General features: G+C 47.1%; 24 protein-coding genes. 6 read left to right on the forward strand and 18 right to left on the reverse strand.

The window, feature by feature from the left end; all coding sequences use genetic code 11:
• Nucleotides 1–8: 8 nt before the first annotated feature.
• The 3 genes from EYA81_RS14475 to nfo are packed head-to-tail and all read left to right on the forward strand — an operon-like array spanning nucleotide 9 to nucleotide 1,714.
• The gene (locus EYA81_RS14475) at nucleotides 9–491 is read left to right on the forward strand and encodes a PepSY-like domain-containing protein (RefSeq protein WP_005835865.1); all 483 of its coding nucleotides are present in this window, start codon (nucleotides 9–11) and stop codon (nucleotides 489–491) included.
• Between the two features lie 58 nt (nucleotides 492–549).
• Entirely contained in the window at nucleotides 550–867 is a 318-nt protein-coding gene (locus EYA81_RS14480; RefSeq protein WP_117600689.1) for an MGMT family protein, read from the forward strand.
• A gap of 4 nt (nucleotides 868–871) precedes the next feature.
• Nucleotides 872–1,714: a deoxyribonuclease IV gene (gene nfo, locus EYA81_RS14485; protein WP_005835868.1), complete on the forward strand. Its 843-nt coding sequence runs from the start codon at nucleotides 872–874 to the stop codon at nucleotides 1,712–1,714.
• Nucleotides 1,715–1,718: 4 nt separating this feature from the next.
• Here the strand turns inward: nfo and EYA81_RS14490 are convergent, their stop codons facing one another.
• From EYA81_RS14490 to EYA81_RS14555, 14 genes are all read right to left on the reverse strand, one after another.
• Nucleotides 1,719–2,108, reverse strand: coding sequence for a VOC family protein (locus EYA81_RS14490; protein WP_117600690.1), 390 nt, complete (start codon nucleotides 2,106–2,108; stop codon nucleotides 1,719–1,721).
• 71 nt (nucleotides 2,109–2,179) lie between these two features.
• A complete protein-coding gene (locus EYA81_RS14495; RefSeq protein ID WP_165491393.1) occupies nucleotides 2,180–3,808 on the reverse strand; it encodes an RluA family pseudouridine synthase in 1,629 nt (542 codons plus the stop codon).
• A gap of 71 nt (nucleotides 3,809–3,879) precedes the next feature.
• Nucleotides 3,880–4,530: a leucyl/phenylalanyl-tRNA--protein transferase gene (aat, locus tag EYA81_RS14500; protein WP_117600691.1), complete on the reverse strand. Its 651-nt coding sequence runs from the start codon at nucleotides 4,528–4,530 to the stop codon at nucleotides 3,880–3,882.
• Between the two features lie 4 nt (nucleotides 4,531–4,534).
• On the reverse strand, nucleotides 4,535–6,775 hold the full coding sequence (locus EYA81_RS14505) for an AAA family ATPase (protein ID WP_117600692.1): 2,241 nt from the start codon (nucleotides 6,773–6,775) through the stop codon (nucleotides 4,535–4,537).
• Between the two features lie 12 nt (nucleotides 6,776–6,787).
• Complete coding sequence (locus tag EYA81_RS14510) at nucleotides 6,788–7,099, reverse strand: ATP-dependent Clp protease adaptor ClpS (RefSeq protein WP_005826483.1); 312 nt, start codon at nucleotides 7,097–7,099, stop codon at nucleotides 6,788–6,790.
• Nucleotides 7,100–7,131: 32 nt separating this feature from the next.
• Nucleotides 7,132–7,821, reverse strand: coding sequence for a glycine zipper family protein (locus EYA81_RS14515; RefSeq protein ID WP_117600693.1), 690 nt, complete (start codon nucleotides 7,819–7,821; stop codon nucleotides 7,132–7,134).
• A gap of 42 nt (nucleotides 7,822–7,863) precedes the next feature.
• Entirely contained in the window at nucleotides 7,864–8,721 is an 858-nt protein-coding gene (locus EYA81_RS14520; protein ID WP_005835885.1) for an SDR family NAD(P)-dependent oxidoreductase, read from the reverse strand.
• Between the two features lie 14 nt (nucleotides 8,722–8,735).
• Entirely contained in the window at nucleotides 8,736–8,882 is a 147-nt protein-coding gene (locus EYA81_RS19260; protein ID WP_005826486.1) for a hypothetical protein, read from the reverse strand.
• A 70-nt stretch (nucleotides 8,883–8,952) separates the two neighbouring features.
• The gene (locus EYA81_RS14525; protein ID WP_005826487.1) at nucleotides 8,953–9,183 is read right to left on the reverse strand and encodes a hypothetical protein; all 231 of its coding nucleotides are present in this window, start codon (nucleotides 9,181–9,183) and stop codon (nucleotides 8,953–8,955) included.
• Complete coding sequence (locus EYA81_RS14530) at nucleotides 9,180–10,280, reverse strand: LPO_1073/Vpar_1526 family protein (protein ID WP_005826488.1); 1,101 nt, start codon at nucleotides 10,278–10,280, stop codon at nucleotides 9,180–9,182. Before EYA81_RS14530 ends, EYA81_RS14525 begins: the two co-directional genes overlap by 4 nt.
• Nucleotides 10,281–10,396: 116 nt before the next feature.
• Complete coding sequence (locus tag EYA81_RS14535; protein ID WP_057089161.1) at nucleotides 10,397–11,470, reverse strand: YhcG family protein; 1,074 nt, start codon at nucleotides 11,468–11,470, stop codon at nucleotides 10,397–10,399.
• Between the two features lie 526 nt (nucleotides 11,471–11,996).
• Nucleotides 11,997–12,431: a DUF6078 family protein gene (locus tag EYA81_RS14545; protein ID WP_005835895.1), complete on the reverse strand. Its 435-nt coding sequence runs from the start codon at nucleotides 12,429–12,431 to the stop codon at nucleotides 11,997–11,999.
• A 160-nt stretch (nucleotides 12,432–12,591) separates the two neighbouring features.
• On the reverse strand, nucleotides 12,592–13,071 hold the full coding sequence (locus EYA81_RS14550; protein WP_117600695.1) for a copper resistance protein NlpE N-terminal domain-containing protein: 480 nt from the start codon (nucleotides 13,069–13,071) through the stop codon (nucleotides 12,592–12,594).
• A 44-nt stretch (nucleotides 13,072–13,115) separates the two neighbouring features.
• Nucleotides 13,116–14,408 (reverse strand): hemolysin family protein, encoded by a 1,293-nt coding sequence (locus EYA81_RS14555; protein WP_117600696.1) that lies wholly within the window; start codon nucleotides 14,406–14,408, stop codon nucleotides 13,116–13,118.
• 94 nt (nucleotides 14,409–14,502) lie between these two features.
• Here EYA81_RS14555 and EYA81_RS14560 point away from each other — a divergent pair, with 94 nt between their 5' ends.
• Nucleotides 14,503–15,315: an alpha/beta hydrolase family protein gene (locus tag EYA81_RS14560; protein ID WP_117600697.1), complete on the forward strand. Its 813-nt coding sequence runs from the start codon at nucleotides 14,503–14,505 to the stop codon at nucleotides 15,313–15,315.
• An 8-nt stretch (nucleotides 15,316–15,323) separates the two neighbouring features.
• On the opposite strand, the gene EYA81_RS14565 is transcribed toward EYA81_RS14560, so the two are convergent.
• Both EYA81_RS14565 and EYA81_RS14570 read right to left on the reverse strand, forming a co-directional pair.
• Nucleotides 15,324–16,229, reverse strand: coding sequence for a DUF4595 domain-containing protein (locus EYA81_RS14565; protein WP_117600759.1), 906 nt, complete (start codon nucleotides 16,227–16,229; stop codon nucleotides 15,324–15,326).
• 13 nt (nucleotides 16,230–16,242) lie between these two features.
• On the reverse strand, nucleotides 16,243–17,664 hold the full coding sequence (locus EYA81_RS14570; RefSeq protein ID WP_117600698.1) for a S41 family peptidase: 1,422 nt from the start codon (nucleotides 17,662–17,664) through the stop codon (nucleotides 16,243–16,245).
• A gap of 184 nt (nucleotides 17,665–17,848) precedes the next feature.
• Here EYA81_RS14570 and EYA81_RS14575 point away from each other — a divergent pair, with 184 nt between their 5' ends.
• Nucleotides 17,849–19,135: an O-acetylhomoserine aminocarboxypropyltransferase/cysteine synthase family protein gene (locus tag EYA81_RS14575; protein WP_117600699.1), complete on the forward strand. Its 1,287-nt coding sequence runs from the start codon at nucleotides 17,849–17,851 to the stop codon at nucleotides 19,133–19,135.
• A gap of 14 nt (nucleotides 19,136–19,149) precedes the next feature.
• On the forward strand, nucleotides 19,150–20,214 hold the full coding sequence (gene mnmA / locus EYA81_RS14580) for a tRNA 2-thiouridine(34) synthase MnmA (protein ID WP_117600700.1): 1,065 nt from the start codon (nucleotides 19,150–19,152) through the stop codon (nucleotides 20,212–20,214).
• On the opposite strand, the gene EYA81_RS14585 is transcribed toward mnmA, so the two are convergent.
• Both EYA81_RS14585 and EYA81_RS14590 read right to left on the reverse strand, forming a co-directional pair.
• The gene (locus tag EYA81_RS14585; protein WP_117600701.1) at nucleotides 20,205–20,867 is read right to left on the reverse strand and encodes a response regulator transcription factor; all 663 of its coding nucleotides are present in this window, start codon (nucleotides 20,865–20,867) and stop codon (nucleotides 20,205–20,207) included. The two genes, mnmA and EYA81_RS14585, sit on opposite strands and share 10 nt — an antisense overlap.
• 91 nt (nucleotides 20,868–20,958) lie before the next feature.
• Nucleotides 20,959–21,549 (reverse strand): DUF4251 domain-containing protein, encoded by a 591-nt coding sequence (locus EYA81_RS14590; RefSeq protein WP_117600702.1) that lies wholly within the window; start codon nucleotides 21,547–21,549, stop codon nucleotides 20,959–20,961.
• Nucleotides 21,550–21,581 lie beyond the last annotated feature (32 nt).

Consider the following 21,581-nt stretch of genomic DNA (forward strand, 5'->3'; position numbering starts at 1 on the left):
ATGAAGTTATGAGTAAGTTGAAATTCTCTTTTCTGGTTTTGATGCTGATGGTATCAGTCTCGGCTTCTGCCGATTGGGCACCTGCTGATGTACAAGCTGCACTGAAGAAAATGTATCCTACGGCAGATGATGTTGCCTGGTCGCATGATGAATCTTATTATGTGGCAGATTTCCTGATGAACGGTTTTGATACGAAAGTCTGGTTTGACGGGCAGGCGCAATGGGTAATGCAACAGACGGACTGGGAGACAATGGACGAAGTGCCCCCTGCCGTTTACAATGCTTTTGCCGCCAGTGAATATTCCGGAGGGATGGTGCAGAATGTCACTTGGGTACAGTTTCCCAAATGGCAGTCCATCGTGGCGGTAGAGGTAGGGATGGCAAATCTCCAGACGAAATATCAGATATTGTTTACCCCGACGGGCGAAATCATCCGTGCCCGTAATGTCACCTATACATACAATCCGCTCGGCGCAGCCACTTTCTTGTAACGTCTGTTCGCATACCTGCTGAATTTATCATATCTTTGCCTTCCCAAACCAGACTTTTATGGACAAAGACACTTTTCAGCAGGAGGTTTATAATGTAGTGGCCGCAATCCCTCCGGGGCGGGTGGTGACGTACGGACAGATAGCCTATCTTGTCGGAAGACCTCAATGTTCGCGCGTGGTGGGACATGCTATGCACGATGTGCCCGACGGCATGTGTTTGCCCTGCCATCGGGTAGTGAACAGCCAGGGCAGGCTGGCACCGTGCTGGGCGGAACAGCGGGCTTTGCTGGAGGCAGAGGGCGTGACGTTCAGAAAGAATGGGTGTGTGGACATGAAAAAATGCCAGTGGGAATTCATGAAAGAGCAAATACAATAAGATTATGAAATTTATAGGTGCACATGTATCGGCCAGTGGGGGAGTGGAAGCGGCTCCCGTCAATGCCAGTGAGATAGGGGCAAATGCTTTTGCCTTGTTTACCAAGAACCAGCGTCAGTGGGTGGCAAGGCCGCTGACGGAGGAGAGTATCAGGGTGTTTAAGGAAAATTGCGGGAAGCTTGGCTTCGATTCCCGCTATATCCTGCCTCACGACAGTTATCTGATAAATTTAGGGCATCCCGAAGAAGAAGGGTTACAGAAAAGCCGTGCCGCTTTTCTGGATGAGATGCAGCGCTGCGAACAATTAGGGCTGAAGTTACTGAATTTTCATCCGGGCAGCCATCTGAATAAGATTTCCGTGGAAGAGTGTCTGGACAAGGTCGCTGAATCCATTAATCTTATATTGGGCAAGACGCACGATGTGGTGGCTGTCATAGAGAACACAGCCGGGCAGGGTAGCAATGTGGGAAACGAGTTCTGGCAGCTGGGACATATCATTGACCGGGTGGATGACAAGTCTCGCGTTGGAGTTTGCCTTGATACCTGCCACACGTATACAGCAGGCTATGATATAGTGAATGAGTATGACAAGGTGTTTGAGGAGTTTGACACAGCGGTAGGTTTCGGCTATCTGCGCGGTATACACCTGAATGACTCCAAGAAAGCACTCGGCTCCAGAGTAGACCGTCACGACAGCATCGGCAAGGGGCTGATAGGTATGGATTTCTTCCGGCGCTTTATGCAAGATGTGCGTTTTGACGGTATACCTATTATTTTGGAGACGCCCGATGAATCGCTTTGGGCAGAGGAGATAAAACTGTTGAGAAGCTTTGTCTCCTCTGATTGAGAGACTATGCCCTGAATACACATTCTATACGGTTGCCGTCCGGGTCGAGGACGACACTTTCAAAATATCCGTCGCCGGAGGTACGGGGCTCTCCTGCGATGGTATATCCCGCTGTGCGTAGCCGTTCTGTCTGTCGGAGGACAGCTTTCTGGCTGTCGAAGGCAAAGGCAAAGTGGGTCAGTCCCAGTCTGTTTTCCTCAATAGGGGTATTCTGTATGTCTGTACGGCTCATCAGTTCCAAATCCGTTCCTTCATCGAAGTGAAGGAAATAAGATTCGAATCCTTTTTGGGGGTTGATGTACTTTTCATTGCTGCTCCCGTTGAAGTAACAGGTGTAGAACTCTTTCATCTCTTCCAGTCGGAAGGTCCAGATGGCGATATGATGTATTCTCATGAGTCTGATTATTATGGTTTATAGGATCATCATTTATTGTATTACTTTGCTGATTATAAATCAGCAGACGGTCAGAATTCGGCTTCTTTGGTAATCTTTAGGGTTTCTCCCGTGATAGGATGGGTAAATTCCAAATACTCGGCATGCAGATAAAGCCGTTCTGCTTTCTTCCCGTAAAGTTCATCACCGATGATGGGGCAGTGCAAGCCAAGCGGGTGTGCTGCATGTATACGTAGCTGATGGGTTCTTCCCGTGCGCGGATAGAAAGCGATACGGGTCCGCTTTCCGTCCAGACGTTCCAGAACTTGATAATCGGTGATGGCGGGCTTCCCGTGTTCGGTGTGTACCATTTGCCGTGGGCGGTCAAGTGGATTCAGGCAAAGCGGGAGGTCGACCGTACCTTTGTCCTCTGGGACGATACCTTCGAGCAGTGCGACATAACGTTTCCTGACCAGGCGGTTCTTGAATTGGGCTTGAAGGTTCTGGTGTACGCGCTTGCTCTTGGCAATGAGCATTAAACCGGAAGTGCCCATGTCGAGACGATGTACCGTCAGGGGACCGTCAGCTTCGGGATATTGCCTGCGCATCAGGCTATAGACGGAGACTGCATCTTCCTTGCCGGGAACAGACAGCATTCCTGCCGGTTTGTTGATGACCGAAAGCCATGGGTCCTCATAAACAATCTCCAAATTTTGGGAGGGTACCTGCATTCTTTTCAACATGGGGTTTTCCTCTACTTGTAGACCTTGCAGCATGTGTTGCAGTATAGGTTCGCACTTTCCTTTGCAAGCCGGATAATAGTGGCCGTGATGGCGTATCTCTGTCTTGGGGGAATCACCCCACCAGAACTCGGCCATGGCAATAGGTTTCCATCCGTGCAGATAAGCTTGTTGCAGCAGTTTGGGGGCTGCGCATTCACCCGCACCGGCAGGAGGTGTCTTGTGCACGGTCTGCCCGAATATCTCACAGAGATTCTTGACTTCTCCCCGGTAGTTCAGCATCCCGAACTGTTCGAATAGCTTTTGCTGCAATGCTGCAGAGCGGGTTTTACGTTCAGACTTCAATGCTGAAATCCGTCTTTCCCAGTCTTCTGTCTGCGTTTGTAGTGTGGTAATCCTTGCTTTCCATGAACGTTCCAGACGTTTATATTCCGCCTTTTGGAACTGGCTTTCCCGTATCAGTTCGGCTTCTTCCTGCGCATTGAGTTCTTTTTCTTTTCTGCGCTGTTCTCTGGCTGTTTTGGCTTCTTTCAACTGTGCTTTGGCTGTTGCCAGTATGTCTTCTGCCGACCGGATGGTTCGGGCAAGCTCTGCTGATAAGGCAGCATATGCTTTGTCATTTTCCAGTTGCCGGATGTTGCGGTTGATGGAAGATATGTTTTCTTCTTCTATCTTGAAAAAGCCTTGTGGCTGTAGCAAGTCATATACGGGAGGAACAAAAAAGGAGTGTAGGTTCTTTCCGGCCAATATGCCTGAGAATGCGGCTAAATATCCGGTTTCTCCATGCTCGGTCTGTACAATCAGCACCCCGAACATTTTGCCTTGGCGCAATTCGTCCTTCCATGCAGTTTGCCGGGTAAGATAGCTTTGTACTTCTTTGGCTGCCAATATACATAACGGGTGTGGAGTATAGCAGAAAGGATAGGTGAACCTTTCCGGAAGCGGAATGTCGGTTATGGGAGTAGTAAAACGGTGCAACATGATGTTGCAAAGATACTACTTTTCTCTTATAACGGCCGTTTGTACTGCAAATCTTTCTTTCGTTATTATTTTTAGAAGCGGTAGTCTTGTTCGATGTATGTCATATATTCGTCGTAACTGATGTGCCTGCCTCCCATTGTCTTGAGGTGAGGAGTTTCGAACTGGCAATCTATCATGACGCCTCCATGTTCCCTGAAGAATTGGGCAAGATGGATGAGGGCCAGCTTCGAGGCGCTGGGGACGAGTGAGAACATGCTCTCTCCAAAGAAACAACGTCCTAAGGTCACCCCGTACAGTCCGCCGACCAGTTGTTCTCCTTCCCATACTTCTACGCTGGCAGCGAGACCTTGCTCGTGAAGGTGCGTGTAGGCTTCCATCATCTTCTTTCCGAGCCAGGCTCCTTCCTGTTCCATCCGCAATTCTCCGCAGGTTTGTATGACGTCTTCGAAAGCCTCGTTGAAGGTGATTTCGTACTTTCCCTTGTTGATGAGCGTACGCATGGAGTGGGAGATATGGATTTCGTCCGGAAAGATGACGAAACGGTCCATCGGGCACCACCATTGTATCAGTTCTTCCCGAAATGCGTACCAGGGGAAGATGCCGTTGGAGTACGCCAGGATGAGGCGGTCAATGGATAGGTCACCGCCCACAGCGAGCAACCCGTCGGGGTCGCCGTAGTGAGGGTCGGGGAAAGCAAGTTTATCCGTCAGTTGAAAGACCATATCGTTATTCGGTTGCGGGTTGTAGTTTCAATGCTCCGTTTTCCACTTGCACGCGGACTTTTCCTCCTGCCTTCAATGTACCGAACAGAATTTCGCGCATCAGCAAGGGTTTCAAGTGGGCGGCTATCACGCGGTCCATCTCCCGGGCGCCGTATTCGGGGATAAAACCCCGTTGGAGCAGCCATTCGTGTGCTTCCTGGCTCAATACCATTTCCACCTGACGGGAGGACAGTTTGCTGCCCAGTTCTCCGAGTTTCTTGTCAAGGATAAGTGATGCCATCGGGCGGTCCATGTCGTGGAAGACCACCGTGGCAGAGAGGCGGTTGATGAATTCGGGCTTAAAGGTTTTTTTGACTTGTTTCAGCATGGCTTCTCCGGCGGTGACCTGACTGTTGAAGCCGATGGACGCTTGGCGGGCATATTGTGCTCCGGCATTGGAGGTCATGATGAGGACCACGTGTCGGCAGTCGGCTTTCCGCCCTTTGTTGTCGGTCAGTACGGCATAGTCCATTACTTGCAGCAGGATGTTGAATACGTCGGGATACGCTTTTTCTATTTCGTCGAGCAGCAACACGCAGTTTGGAGTCTTGCGTATGGCGTCGGTCAGCAGGCCGCCGTCCTCGTAACCCACATAGCCGGCAGGCGAGCCAATCAGTTTGGCTACGGTATGCTTTTCGGTATATTCGCTCATGTCGAAACGTTGCAGGGCGATGCCCAGCTCGGCGGCGAGCACTTTGGCAACCTCGGTCTTTCCTACTCCGGTGGGACCTACAAAGAGCAGGCTTGCCATCGGTTTGTTTTCGTCCAGTAGCCCGGCTTTGGACATTTGCACAGCTTCCACCACCTGACGGACGGCTTCTTCCTGCCCGTAGATGTGGGAACTGATGCGTTCGTGCAGGCTTTCCAAGGCGACGGTGTCGTCCTCTTTCATGGCGAGGGCATTGACCTTGCAGGTACGTGCCAGTATGTCGGTTATCAGTGCCTTGTCCACGGTCTGTTCTCCGGAGTCTGTGGGATGTATTTCCCGGTAAGCTCCTGCTTCGTCCACCAGGTCGATGGCTTTGTCGGGCAGGAAACGGTCGCTGATGTAGCGGGCGCTTGCCTTTACGGCGTAGGGGATGACGTCGGGCTCGTAGGTGACGCCGTGGTAGGTTTCGTATTTCTCTTTCAGGCCTTCTACGATATGTATGGCTTCTTCAATGCTCGGTTCCAGTATGTCTATCTGCTGGAAGCGGCGTACCAGTCCCTTGCTGCGTGCGAAGTAGCGGTTGTACTCGTCGTAGGTGGTGGAACCGATGAAACGTATTGCCCCGGTTTCCAGATAGGGTTTCAGCATGTTGGAGGCATCCATGGAGCCTTCACCCGTGCGTCCAGCGCCTATCAGGTTGTGTATCTCGTCAATGTAGATGATGGCGTGTCCTTCACGTCCGATACCTTCCATGATACTTTTCAGCCGCTTCTCGAAATCGCCGCGATATTGTGTGCCTGCCAGTAGACTGCCCAAGTCCAGCTCATAAATGCGGAAGCCGGCAAGCCGTTCGGGGACGTTGCCCGCTTCGATACGGGCGGCAAGCCCATAGGCAAGGGCTGTTTTGCCTACACCGGGTTCGCCCACATGCAACGGGTTGTTCTTTTCTTTGCGGCAGAGCACTTGTATGGTTCGCTCCAACTCCATCTCCCTGCCGATAAGCGGGTTGTGGCCTGCCAGATGGTCGTTGAGGCAGGTCACGTAGTTACGCCACGCTTCTGTTTTCTCTTGTTCATCGGGAGATGGCGTATCGCCTGCTTCTTCTGCCAGCTCCGCTTCTTCGTAGTGGGTAATGAGCAGACTGAGGAATTCGGACAGGTCGCCGCCGACTGCTTCTTTTAGGAAATGGCATGCCCAGGAATCTTCCAGTTGCAGCAAGCCTTGTATCAGATGGGGAACACCCAGCTCTTCGGCGCTGGAATACTCTGTCACCATATAGGCATGTTGCAGGAGTGAACTGAGCTGGACGGAAAGTCCCAACTCGTATTCCACATTGTCGGGGATAGTTTCCACTTCTTCCGTCAGATAGTTTTCCAGTGAGATGCTGAGCTCCACATAATTGTAGAAGGTATCTTGCAGGGTGTTGATAAAGGGTTCCTGTTCCAGAATGGCGCTCAGCAGATGTTCGGGCATGATGAACTCGTGCCGGTAAGACTCGGCTTTTCTTTGTGCGGAAGCGAATGCTTGGTTTACGAATATCGTATTTTTTATATCCATATTGTTTCTTTCTTATTCTTCTTCCTCCGGGGTGACGGTGAGCCGGAGGGGGAAACCTTCATTGCGTGCCATGCGGGTGGCTTTCTGTACTTTGGAGTGGGCGATGTCGTATGAGTAGATGCCCACTACCGCGGAGTTGCTCTTGTGCACCTGCAGCATCAGTGTTTCCGCTTCTGCCGATGATTTGTAAAAGACGGTGGTGAGTACCTTTACCACAAACTCCATGGTGGTGAAGTCATCATTGTAGATGGTGACTTTGAAGCGTCGGGGTTCCCGTAATTCTATGCGTTCTTTTTCTTTGAAAGAAGATTGCTGTTGTTCCATTTCTTTTTAAAAACTACTGTTAAGACATTGTTCTACCGTTGTGTGGGCAACGAAAACTCCTGCCAGTCATATTCGTCCCCATACTCGTCGGCTATGGCTATGCGTATGGTGACGTTACCCGTCTTTATCCGTTCTCCGGCACTGATGTTGGCGGTGTATTTCACACCGTTGTGCGGAGTTATTTGCTCTATCATGACCGACGGTGATATGTAAATGCGCTTCATGCCCGTGGTTTCCGCCACCACCGGCACTACATTGTAGGCTGTTTTGTTTCCTTCGTTCATGATTTCAAAAATCACTTTACAGTTTTCGCCCGAATTGATGACGTGGTTGCGGCTGTCGTCAATGAAACGTATATTCCGTATCCTCAAGTGGTCGATGGCCGATGCTTGCGGCTGTCTTCCGGATTGCGGGGGATAGGGCTGTGTCCTTTCTATCCGGTAGCTGTACTCCTCCTGCTTTTGGGGGGCTGTGGCTGCATTGGCAATGGCAGCTCCCGCAATGGTCCCTATGATGGTGCCGATGGCAGAACCCCGGTATCCTCCTCGCCAGCCTCCGTTACTGTCACCTATCAGTCCGCCGATGGCACCGCCTACATTACTTCCGATGGCAGCTCCTGCGAGCACTGCGTTAGGGTCGCCTGCAGCCATCTGGCTTGTGCCGCATCCGCTGAGGATGATGGTTGCTGCCAGGATTCCTATAAAAGACTTTTTCATGTTCATATCCTATAATTATTATGTTAGGCAGATTGTTTTATAAAAGGGCTATTCCCAGTAAATCATCTTTTTGGTCATGCCTCCGTCAATGGTTATGTTTTCGCCATTGATGAAGTCGTTTTCGTCTTGGCATAGGAATACGCACATACGGGCAATATCTTCCGGTTTGCCAACCCGTCCGGAGGGGTGTTGCGAATGGTCTTCTGCTCGTAATTGTTCATAATCGTGTGTCTGAATCCAGCCCGGAGAGATGGAGTTGACCGTGATGTGCCACTCTGCAAGCGATAAAGCCAACGCATGCGTCAATGAATAGATACCTCCTTTGGAAGCTGCATATCCTTCACTGCCCGGTTCACTCATCAGATAGCGGGTAGAACAGAGATTAATGATTCTTCCGTAGGTATTCGTGCTGTTTTGACTTTTGCGGTGTACTGCCAACGCATGTGAAGTAATGAACACCGGACGTAAATTCACAGACAATATTTTATCGAACGTCTCCACACTCGTTTCTGTGATGGGAGAGAATTCACTAATGCCGGCATTGTTTATAATGATGTCAATATCCCCCCATTCCTTGAAAATATTTTGCAAGCACAGTTCCAATGCTTCTTTGCTGTTTAGGTCGACGGGATAGAATTGTGCTCCGGTGGCTTGGGCGGTTTGCTGCCCTTTCATTTCATTCTTGTCACAAAAGGCTACTTGGTAATTAAGCTTGCAGAAGGCTTCTACAATGGCTTTGCCAATACCCCCGGCACCTCCGGTAACGAAAACTTTCTTTCCGCCTTTTTTGAGGGGAAGTGTCGGCTTATGTAGCGTTTGTACCTTGCCGGATTTTTTCGCTTTCTCCCAAGCTGCTTTGCGTGCCTGGTATTGCTCGTACTGATTTTCAAGATAATTATCGGCCATATATGTTTCCGGTTTTATTGTTTAACTACGGCGTGTGTCACTTCGTACCCGATGACTACTGCCAGTCCGTTCTGTTTTAGGTATTGTCCGATGGCGGGTACGTAACCGCATCCATTCAATATGAGCAGGGAGGTGGTCAGTATAGCAATCTGTTTCTTCATGTCATTTTGACTTTATTTGGTTTAATGTTACAAAGGTAGAGAAAGTATTGAAAAGGCTATAGGGGTAGCATTATGTTTTCTTTCCTTTTGTCATATTATTTTTTTCAATGTGGTGATTCACCTCTCCATTAATGAGAGTTATATGATGGCTTTTACTGATTTTTCCTACTTTTTGTTTGTGGCTTTTCCCACTTTTACGAAATAAGTTACATATTTCTGTAATTAGAGCTGTCAAAATGGCTATAATGATGGGAACTAACCACTCTTTATTATTTTGTATGAATTCTACTGGATTGCTCATATTTGTATGTATTTATTAAAGTTAGATATGGATAACGGTGATGAATGAGTGAGTTTCCCTATGATTTTTGTTCCAATATATAATCCTAAGATACTTAAACTTAATCTTGTTAATGTAGAACTATTTAGTAGATTGAATACTTGCTCCCAGTTCTTATTTAAATTACAAAAATAGTTTCTGACTTCTGTGGCTGTAAACGGTGGCATTTCCTTTTTAAACTCTTCAATCAAAGGAATAAGATATTCTTGTTCTCTAACTTTTAATTTTTTATAGAAAAGATCACTGTTTACCTCTGTAAAAGAAAGTGTGTCTTCTTCGTGAGACGTACAAAACATACAACTTCCCATATCGTTTACTGCATTCATAATTTCGGGATGAATTGATTTGAAGTCCTCTAAAAAACGTCTGTCTATTTTTTGCCTGAAGAATAAATCATATTGTTTCAGTAAATGATTCTCAAAAGTATCTATCGGATAAAAACCAGAAATATTCATGGTAGCATTTCTTTGAATTATATACTCGATATCAATGGTCTTAATATTGTAAGCTATGTCAACAATGGGGGAGAGTTGTTTGAAAAACAGTTCCAGCATAAATGAAATAGAAGGATTGACCATCTGCTGTCTAAGCATCATGAAGGTAATCAAAGCAGATGTTGATGCATTTAGGTTAGGTATAAGTTTTATCGCTTCGTTTAATATAGCTTTTTCTGTTGATATGTTTTGAAAATTTAGTCTGTCAATTAAAACGTCTATAATAAACTCTTTTGCTCTTTTATCTTCTGTGGAAATATATTCAATTAGGGTATCATGTAAAAAGGCTTGCATAGATAAAGACTGGAACCTTTCAGTCAGGTGTTTTTGTTGTTCTTTTGCTAGCTTTTCAAGAATACTTTTTATACACTCTTCAATTTCTTGTTTAGCTTGTTCTATGGCTGTGGTAGTGTATTTATCAAAGTCTGTCCGTAGGATTTCGAGGCAAGAGGTCTGGAGGTCTTTAGAGATTTGCCCATCAATTGTTAGATTTCCATTGATAATAACTACATTATTAGAGTTCTCAATCTTTCCAATGTACTGTATTTTATTGTTGTCTAACATATTCAGTTGTTTTTGATTTTTTTTTACTCTATTGAGTCATGTGGTATATTCACATGCTTCACCAATAGACTTATCTTTTCTCCGAATAAGTTCACTATATTGATACAAGATAACCTTCATCTCTCTTCCTTCTTTTTTCCTTGAATTCTCTTTACTTGTTCCTCTATTTCCTCAATCGAAGGCAGTTGACTTTTAATATCTTCGGGAATCAGCTTAGACAGCTCATACTCTGATATGCCGATAGGCTGATTTGTTGATTCCAGTGCATATTGCGCCATTACTTGGTTTTTTGTCTTGCAGATAAGCAAGCCGATGGTGGGGTTATCGCCAGGTTTACATTTTAGATGGTTTACGGCACTGATATAAGTACCGAGTTGACCTATAAATTCAGGTTTGAACTTCTGCACTTTTAGCTCGATTACGCAATAACAACGCAGTTCCAAGTGGTAGAAAAGCAAGTCGGGATAGATTGTTTCATCGCCTACTTCCAAAGGCATTTGACGTCCTACGAATGCAAATCCTTTACCCAATTCAAGCAGAAAACGAGTGATATTTTGTGTCAAAACCTTTTCTAACTCTAATTCTTGAAAATCTTTGGTAATGGTCAGGAAATCGAAGTTATAGGGGTCTTTGAGTGTCTGTAGAGCTAGGTCACTTTGCGGTTTTGGTAGCAGACGACTGAAATTGTTTACCGCTTTGCCTTGCCGCTCATAGAGATTGGTATCAAGAAAGTTGAGCAAAACGGCACGACTCCAGCCGTTTTCTACAGTTTCATTCAGATAGAATAGAGCCTTATCCACTTCCTTGCATTGGGAGATGATATAGAGATGATGCCCCCAAGGGATGGAGAAAAATTTCTCTTCACCTAATTTGGAAACAACTTGTTGCCAAATTGTATATGGCTCATTATAAAATAGATACCACTGCTTTATACTGCGTATGTTTCTATATGAGAACCCTTTCATATCAGGAAATTCTGCCATCAGCTCACGACTCAACTCTTCGAGAAATCCGCTTCCCCAAGTCATTTCTTTCTGCCGTTCTATAATTTCTGCCCCCAGTTGCCAGTAAAGGTGAAGCAGTTCGCTGTTCACGCGTACAGCCGCTTTAATCTGTGCACTACGAATGTCTTGTTTTAGGTGGTTTACCCAATCCTTGAACGGTTGATTTATAGATAGTGCTGTTTTCATATTTTTATTTTCTTCATCGTCATATTCGATGTTTCTATTTCACAAAGTTAAGAAAAAGAATTTATTTCAACTGTAATCCTTTCCGTCTTTTCTACCTCTCTACTTTTACTACACAATATACCATCTCCCCCTCTCTTTCCTTTACCTCATCCCGTGTTGCTGCAATATCCTCCCGAACACGTTCACCCGTTTTGCAGAGAATAGGTATCGCACTATGTCGCTGTATTTCCTCCTATATTTTCGCAGGCGATAATTATTCCCCTTGTAGGGCTTCAAAAGGGAATCCGTCTGTTTCCCTAAGGAGAACGGTTTGTTTCAATATGGAGAACAGTTTGTTTCATTAGTAGGAAACAGTTTGTTCCGTTAAAGAAAACAGTTTGTTTTATTGAGTGCGAACAGTTTGTTTCATAGTATGTGAACACTTTGTTTCTTACTGTTGTAACAAAGTGTTCACCGTTGTGAACTAAAGTGTTATCTATATTTTTAGTGATAAAATGACATGAAAAGGGGGCTGAAGATTACCTTTCTACCATTTGTATTCCTCGCTGTAAGAGCCGAAAGCCGGTTCTCCCGGAATGTTGTATTGGTGGAAAGTTCTGCGGATATAGTTCTGGTCTTCGGGGGAAAGGTAAGATTCTTCCCGGTAGAAGCGGTAGTATTTTCCGCGGCCGAAATGGGCTATCAACTGGCTTTTCAGAGGTTGGAGATTCTTGTAGGGAACTTCATCGAGCAAGTGGCTGATTCCCCATGCAACATGTATCTTTTGTGTCGATTGGAAATAGGCGCATTGACTGCTATCCTCTGGAATGCACAGTGGATTGATGATGCGGATGGACGGGTACTCGGGGGTATCGCGAAGGGCAGCTAAGCGATGCAGGCAGTTGTCGGCTTTCGGGCATTGGTTGTTGAAACAGCGTGAGTAGTTGGCAGGTGCTAAAGGTTTTTCGGAAGAATGTTTCATGTTTATATATACTTTGATGAAGCTACAAAGATAACACTAACTTTTTGATATAGCCTTCTGTTCTCTTGTTTGAAATGCCTCTTCATTGAAAAAACAGTAGCCGGAACCACTGAATCCAGTAATTCCGGCTATACCGTTCTTTCTTATAAGCAAGGATGGACTATTTCACCTGGATGATGTCATAATTCAAGTCACTCACCGCCTCTTGCAGGCTGTCGTTGACAAGGCGCAAGGTAGTGTCGTTCACTACTACGAAGTACACCGGAGTGTCGCCGTCGTCTGGAGTCAGTTTAATGGCTGTTTTCTTCTTGTTATTGACGTCTTTCTGGATAACTTCTTTCTTTCCTTTGGAAGTAAAGCTTTTGTTCTTTCCGGGGCCTTCGGCATCCAAATAAGTTGTTACCAACGTATAACCGCTTTCTCCATCAGGACCTACGCTGTCCACGCTCAATACATACTGGATGCCCGGACCGTCGGCAGCAGGAAGAATTCCCTCGTATACGGCTACGGCAGACGAGTCATTGCCGGCAACAGCCATTACCCCTTCGTCCACGGCAACAGCATCATTGTTCTGGGTTCCTTTTGATTGGCAGGATACCAATGCAGCGGCAAAGGCTGCAATCATCATTACTTTTTTCATTGCTTTAATGGTTTAAATTAATTATAAAGACGCAATAGCGTTCGTTATTCATCTTCTTCTTTCTTGATGACAAGCAGTTTGTCCACTCGTCCGCGGTCCATATCCACTACTTCGAAGTCCAGGTTTTTGTAGCTGAACAAGTCTCCGGCTTTCGGCACCCGTCCTATCAAGAACATGGCAAGACCGCTCAAGGTGGTGAAGTCTTCTTCTTTCAGGTCATCATAGTTCATAATGTCCATTGCCTCCATAAAGTCATCCAGATTCATGGAAGCCTCCACCAGCATGGAACCGTCTTGACGGACAACGATTTCCTCTTCTTCCGTTTCATTCTCTTCGAGGATGTCTCCGAAGATACTTTCCGTCAAATCGTGCAGGGTGATAATCCCTTCTGTATTTCCATACTCGTCTACAACAACTCCGAACTTGTTTTTGTTCTTCTTAAACAGCTCTAAAACTTTCTTTGCATACAAACTTTCCGGAATAAATAGGGCAGGGCGGGCAATATTGCGTAAGTTGAAGGGGTGTTCGCCGCCCATCATCAAGATGATGTCCTTTACGGAAACCACGCCGATAATCTCATCTTTCCCCCGTTCCACCAGAAGATATTTGCTGAAGTGTTCTTCATGGATGATACGCAGCACCTCTTCCGGTGTGTCTGTGGGGTGGAGCACAACGATGTCGCGGCGATAGGTCATCAGGTCATTCGCTCTTTTGTCCGAGAAGCGGAACACGTCACGCAACATTTCTGTCTCGTCTTTGTCGATGACGCCTTGTTCCGAGCTTTGGTGGAGGATCATCTTCAGTTCGTCTTGTGTCATTTGGCGTTCCTCGCCGCTGTTCAGTCCGATGAGTTTGTTCATCAGTTTGGTGGAAGCGCTCAGCAGGCATACAAACGGATAGGAGATCTTGGTCAGCACAATCATGAAAGGGCTGAGCATGGTGGCCCATCGTTCTGGGTTATTCAAGGCGATGGATTTGGGTACCAGTTCACCTATGATGAGTGACAGATAGGTGATGATGGCTACTACGGTAATCATGGCAAGAGTCTTGGCATAGGCGGCTGCTCCCGGAATGATGGCGAACAGCGGTTCTACGTCATCAGCGATGGTGGCACCGCCATAGGCACCGGATACGATACCGATAAGAGTAATACCGATTTGGATGGTGGAGAGGAACTTTTCGGGTTCTTCCAGTTGTTTCAATACTCCTTTGGCTCTTTTGTTCCCTTTTCCGACAAGAGTTTCAAGGCGTGCTTTACTTGAGGAGACTAAGGCGATTTCATACATGGCAAAAATACCGTTCAGGATAAGTAAAAGTAGAATGATAATAAATTCCATAGTGGATTTTGAATAGTTTGTGAGGCAAAGATAATGATTTTTCAGTATTTATTGTTAATATTGCCATCCGTTAGAAAAAATAAACAATAAATAGATGAAAAAAAGAATTACTGCCTTGGGGCTTTTGTGGTGTCTGTCTGCCGTGATGTTGCAGGCGGCACGTGTAGACACGGTGCTGGTGAGAAGTGTAGCCATGAATAAGGATGTAAAAGTTGTGTATGTATTGCCTGATAAGGCTATCGGCAAGCAGGCTTGTCCGGTGGTTTATCTGTTGCACGGTTATGGCGGCAATGCGCGGAGCTGGATGCAGCTGAAGCCGGAATTGCCGCAGATGGCGGATGAGAAAGGAATCATATTTGTATGTCCGGACGGCAAGAACAGTTGGTATTGGGACAGTCCGGAGAATCCTGCCTACCGTTATGAGACTTTTGTCACCTCGGAATTGGTGAAGTATACAGACGGGAACTATGCTACCATTCCCGATAGAAAGGCGCGTGCCATCAGTGGATTGAGTATGGGCGGTCACGGTGCTTTGTGGAGTGCTATCCGCCATAAGGATGTGTTCGGTGCGGCGGGCAGTATGAGTGGAGGAGTGGATATACGGCCGTTCCCCCAGAATTGGGAAATGAGCAAGCAGTTGGGAGAGTTTGCTGCCAACAAGGCATCTTGGGATGCACATACGGTGGTCAACCAGTTGGATAAGATTGTAAATGGAGACTTGGCGCTAATCATCGACTGCGGTGAGGCCGATTTCTTTCTTGAAGTGAACAAGGACCTGCACAACCGGCTGCTGGCAAGGAAGATAGACCATGACTTTATCACCCGTCCCGGTGGACATACCGGAACGTATTGGAACAACTCCATAGACTATCACGTCCTTTTCTTCGACAAGTTCTTTAAGAAGTAAGTAACTTGTTATTCGATGGTATAGTTCACGGCGCGTGTGTAGTCCTGCTCGTAGCCGTTCCTTATATGCCTGACGACTGCATGGCAGGAAGTGACGATACCCCGGTTATCCAACGTATAAGTATAGGTGGTGGTCTCTTCACTTTCTCCGTTGCTGTCCGGGATGAGTTGGGTAATCAGGTAGTTTGCAGGTTCTCCCAATATCTTCCCGTATATGGCAACCGCATGCATGGAAAGCGGATACATGTCCGTAATGAATAGGCTTGGTATTTCGGAGATATTTGCAATTTCATCGCCTGAGGGTGTGGTAGCCGTACTGTTGTGCTCAAAAGCATCTACCTTTTGCTGTATGCGTAATGCCCGGAAGTTGTTGTAGTCTATTGTAATGGATGAGTATTCTTTTCCGTTGTCCAGCCTTTCTGTGATGTTTTCCAGATAGTATTTGTCTTCGGTGTTGATGAGGTAGGAGAAGGTGTAAGTACGGGTATTTCCTGCCATATCCTGACTGGTACAAGTGGTGGCATAACCTTTGTCATTCAGCGTGTAGGTTGATACTGTACCTGCTTCGTCGGTTATCACGGCTTGATGGTCCTTGTATTCGACGGTAGTGGTATTCTCTATCTCGAAGAGTTCGTCTCCTGCCGTAAAGCTCTGTTTGCCGGTGTAGCCGGTCAGCCTGCCTGCACTGTTGTAAAGGTAGGTGTGGGTGGCAGTAACCGGTTGCGCATCGCTCTCTATCACTTCTTTGAGTTCGATTTTGGAGAAAGGAGTGGTGGGGTAGGTTGACGGCTCCGGTTCTGGCGTATCACTGCCATTGTTATCATCGCTGCAAGCTGCCAGTCCGCCGAGCAACAGCAGGCTGAGCATGATTCCCGAAAATCGGGTGATGATTGTAACTCTTCTGTTTAGTTTCATCCTATTTGTCTTTTTATTTGATACGTACGGCATGGCTTGCCCGACGTTCAATGGAGTTTGCGAGAGTGGTCACTCTTAAAGAACGGGTATCTTCTTGTGCGGGCGGTTGTATGCTTCCGTCGATGGCGCCGAGTGCAGTGCTCAATAAGGCTTCGTTGGTATCTCCAAAGGGCAGGAAACGTGACATGTCGCTCATCTCATTCACTACATATCCCGAGTAGGCCGGTTGGAATCCGGATTCATAATCAGATTTCCCTTCCGAATTGTATATCTTGCAGACGATGGGATTCATCGTTATCATCAGTTCGGGGCTGGAGAAATTCCTGGAACCTACATTCTTGCCTACGGTAGTACCGCCGATGATGACAACATCCATATACGGGTCGAGGCAGTTAATCACCATTTCGGAGGCGGAGGCAGTCTGGCTGCTGGTAAGTACGTAGAGAGTATTCAGGTTTAGGTTTGCTCCGTTTCCGATGAGTCCGGAGTTCAGGGTGAACGGTACTATCTGCGGATTGAAGCGGTTGTTGAATTCCAGGTACCCCAACTCTTGTCCCAAGGCGGAGGAAGGTGCAAGCATGGTACACAGCAATTCTGCGCAACTCAGTAATCCGCCGTTGTTGTAGCGTAAGTCAAGGATGAATTCGTTGACTTGCTGTGATGCGAAATATTGGAATGCGCTGCGCAGGTCGTTGTCATATTCATTGCTGTTGTCCGTGGGGCCGGAACTGAAGTGGTTGTAGACCAGATAACCTATTTTCTTGCTGCCTGATGTATATACATTCTTATAGTGCACCGGGTTGTCGTTGACGGGACGCGCCGATGCTATCTGCCTGGGTTTGTCGTAAGCAACAATGGCATTTTTCTCCACGTCGTAATAACCTACTGTCAGCTCCATGGCACTACCTCCATACAGTTTCTTATAATTCTGTTCGGTAATAAAGTTCCCGTCCATCTTCATAATCCAGTCACCCCGTTTCAGCCCGATTTCTGAGGCCGGGCTTCCGTCGGCAACGTAAAGAATCTGTGCAACAATGGCATTATCTTCTCCTTCTACTTCTATCTGATTGGTAGTGAACTGGAATCCGTAGCTGTAATCCGTATAGGGGATGCTGCGGGTAGTGGTGACGCTGACCAGACTGTCGATGGTGGAGAATTTGTCCTCTTCGGATTTGAGCGAGGCAAAGAAAGTGAAAGGGGCTTGGAAATAGTTCAGGTCGTTGGTATGGGGGATAGCGTCTACCCAATAGTACCACACACGCATGGTGTCGTCAATCCAGCGGTCTGTCTGGGTCTGTCCGGCATACTCTTTCCAGCGGTCCACTCCGCAGGAAGTCAGATAAATGGGAAGAATCAGGGTTCCCAATATGAGTATCAGTATATTTTTTGCTTTCATGGGGGCAAAGATAGTGCAAATTGAGTGCAGAACTTTCATGCTTGCATGAAAAAGTTTTGCCGAAATGCAGCTTATCTTATCTAAAGATAGAAAATAGCTTGCTTATCTACCACAATTGTGGTATAAAATTCCCTAACCTATGTCATTGTCTGCCCCGGCTTATCGCTCTATCTTTGCAACATCCGAATGAAAAACGATTTATTTACCTAAAATACGAACGACAATGGAAACAAAGAAATTGCACTTTGAGACTCTACAACTTCACGTTGGACAAGAACAACCTGACCCGGCCACTGATGCCCGCGCCGTACCTATCTATCAGACAACTTCGTATGTATTCCATAATTCGGCCCATGCGGCAGCCCGCTTTGGCCTGCAGGACCCGGGGAATATTTACGGGAGGTTGACGAATTCCACACAGGATGTGTTTGAGAAACGTGTGGCTGCTCTGGAAGGCGGTGTTGCCGGATTGGCCGTAGCCTCGGGTGCGGCAGCCATCACTTATGCCTTTGAAAATATCACCCGTGCAGGAGACCATATCGTGGCGGCTAAGACCATCTACGGCGGAACGTATAATCTGCTGGCCCACACATTGCCTGCCTATGGGGTTACCACTACTTTTGTAGACCCGGACCATCCTGACAATTTCGAGAAAGCGATTCAGGAGAATACCAAGGCGGTATTCATTGAAACGCTGGGCAATCCGAATTGCAACATCATTGACATCGATGCCGTTGCTGAAATAGCACACCGTCATCGGATTCCTCTGATTATAGATAATACCTTCGGTACTCCTTACCTGATTCGTCCTATAGAGCATGGGGCAGACATTGTAGTCCATTCGGCAACGAAGTTTATCGGAGGGCATGGTACGTCCTTGGGGGGGATTATTGTAGATAGCGGCAAGTTCGACTGGGTGGCTTCGGGGAAGTTTCCCCAACTGACGGAACCGGACCCGAGTTATCATGGAGTACGTTTTGTCGACGCTGCCAGTCCTGCTGCCTATGCCATCCGTATCCGTGCCGTATTGTTGCGTGATACCGGTGCTGCAATCAGTCCTTTCAATGCTTTTATTCTGTTGCAAGGGCTTGAGACGTTGTCACTTCGTGTGGAACGTCATGTGGAGAATGCCTTGAAAGTGGTTGAATTTCTGCAGAAGCATCCCAAAGTGGCTGCCGTGAATCACCCGTCTCTGCCCGAGCATCCTGACCATGCACTTTACGGGAAATATTTCCCGAACGGAGGTGGTTCTATTTTTACGTTTGAGGTGCGGGGCGGTGTGAAGGAAGCGCAGACGTTTATTGACAGTTTGCAGATATTTTCGTTACTTGCCAATGTGGCTGATGTGAAATCTCTGGTTATTCATCCTGCCACCACTACCCACTCCCAATTAAGTGCACGGGAATTGGAGGAACAAGGCATCAAACCAGGTACGGTCCGTCTCTCCATCGGGACAGAACATATCGATGATTTGCTGGAGGACTTGTCTCAGGCGTTTGACAGAATTTAAAAGGATAACATTAAATGAATATTGCCGTATTACTGTCGGGAGGTGTGGATAGTTCCGTTGTCGTGCATCTCCTTTGTGAACAAGGTTATCGTCCTTCTCTTTTTTACATCAAGATAGGGAGGGATGATGCCGATTATATGGACTGCTCTGCGGAAGAGGATATGGAGATGGCTTCTGCCATTGCCCGTCGCTATGGATTGTCATTGGAAGTAGTGGACCTGCACCGGGAGTATTGGGACCGGGTGGTGGCTTATGCCATTGATAAAATAAAACGTGGCTTGACTCCCAATCCGGATGTGATGTGCAACAAGCTGATAAAGTTCGGATGCTTTGAGCAACGTGTGGGAAAGGGGTTTGATTTTACGGCAACTGGGCACTATGCCACTACGGTGTTGAAGGATGGAAGGACATGGCTCGGTACCGCCGCCGATTCCGTGAAAGACCAGACCGACTTTCTGGCACAAATAGATTATCTGCAAATTTCCAAACTGATGTTTCCATTGGGCGGGCTGATGAAGCATGAGGTTCGTGACATAGCCCTGCGTGCCGGATTGCCCAGTGCCAAACGTCGTGACAGTCAGGGTATATGCTTTTTGGGGAAGATTGATTATAATGATTTTGTACGTCGTTTTCTTGGCGAAAGGGAAGGGGATATTGTGGAGTTGGAAACGGGCAGGAAGTTGGGCAGGCATCGGGGCTATTGGTTTCATACCATCGGCCAGCGCAAAGGATTGGGATTGAGTGGAGGACCGTGGTTTGTTGTTCGCAAGGATATTGAAGGGAATGTGATTTATGTATCACGAGGATACCATACGGCGTTGCAATACGGCAATGAATTTCATATGCACGATTTCCATTTCATCACGGATAACCCCTGGAAGGAAGCAGAGAGAGGGGTGGAGGTGACTTTCAAGATACGCCATACGCCGGAGTTCGTCAAAGGCAGGCTGCAAAAGAAGGCGGGGGGCTACTGCATAATATCGGAAGAGAAGCTGCAAGGCATTGCTCCGGGCCAGTTCGGAGTGGTGTATGATGCCGCCGCCCGGTTGTGTATCGGGAGTGGGGAGATTTATATATAATATTCCACCAAGTCCACGATGCCTGCCTTCATGGCATATTTGGTAGCCTCGTGCGCATTGTTTACACCCAGTTTCCGGAAGATATTCTTTCTGTGGCTGTTTACCGTATGGAAGCTGAGGTTTCTTTCGGCGGCTATTTCTTTGGTTGTTTTCCCCAGGGCTATCTCTTTCAGGATGCTCCGTTCGGCAGTAGTCAGTAAATCGTCTTTGATGGCAGGATGGGTGGGGGAGGAGGAACCGTTGCCCGCAAGTAGCAGGTTGCTGACGTGATTACAGATGAATCGTTCTTTGCGTGAAGCGCATTGTAGTGCGGTCAGTATCTCTTCTTTGGAATTATCCTTCAGCACTACGCCGAATGCCATGCTGCTGAACAATACCTGGCGCAGGAACGGTAGGCTCAATTCGTCGGAAAAGAGTAACCAATCGGCTTCCTTGAAGCGTTCGTGAAGTACCATTAGCTCTTCGGCTCCCGAAAAATCAAAAAGGGTATAGTCCAGAATGACAACGGCGGTGGGATGCAGGCGTAGTTGCTGTATCAGTTCTGCCTTGTTGTCGGCTTCCAGCAGCAGGGAGGTGTCTTTCTGTCTGCCCAATAGGAACATCATGCCTGCTTTGGTGATATCTTGATTGTCTGCAATGATAAATTCTCTCATGACATTTGGTATATAAAAAACTCCGCTACAAATGTACACTTTTTAGTGTGATTTGCGGCGGAGTGGGAATATATATATTTATATAAGGGTTTTACCAGGAACGTCCCTTGAATATGTTGGATTGTTCCAGCGGAACCAGGTTCCCGCTCAAAGTCATGGTGTTGGAGTTGAAGTTCGGGCTGATGGTTACAGTTGCGTTGTTCCCGCCATTGGTCAGCGTAAGGAATATCTGGGCGGAAATGCCGATACCCTGGATGCTGAAGTTGCAATTCACGTTGCCCCGTTTGTCGGTAGTCATCTGGATGTCTGATACAGTTCCGTCCACTGTTACACCGCCAATGCCGTTAGGACCCGGGTATGCGGTGTTGAAGGCTACCTGCACGGTGCCGCGTCCTTGGTTTACCAATACGAAGTTGGTGTTGGAGTTTACAAATGCGGTCTGTCCGTTGCGGAACATCACCTGGTCTGCCTCCATTACGAACTGGTGAGCTTTCAAGGCCGCCATTGCGTCATCATATGAAATGGCATCCTGTGCTTGTTCTTCAGCTTTCAGGCGTGCACGTTCTGCGTCTCTCTGGGCTTTACGGTCTGCGCGCTTTTCAGCTCTACTCTCTTGTGCATACATGGTCGTTGTTGCCATGCTTACCAATACTACTGCTGCTAATGCAATAAACTTTTTCATAATCGAATTTTTTTTGTTTAGGTTTAAATAAA

The sequence above is a fragment of the Bacteroides sp. A1C1 genome (genome assembly GCF_004328515.1).
Classification (GTDB): Bacteria; Bacteroidota; Bacteroidia; order Bacteroidales; family Bacteroidaceae; genus Bacteroides; species Bacteroides uniformis.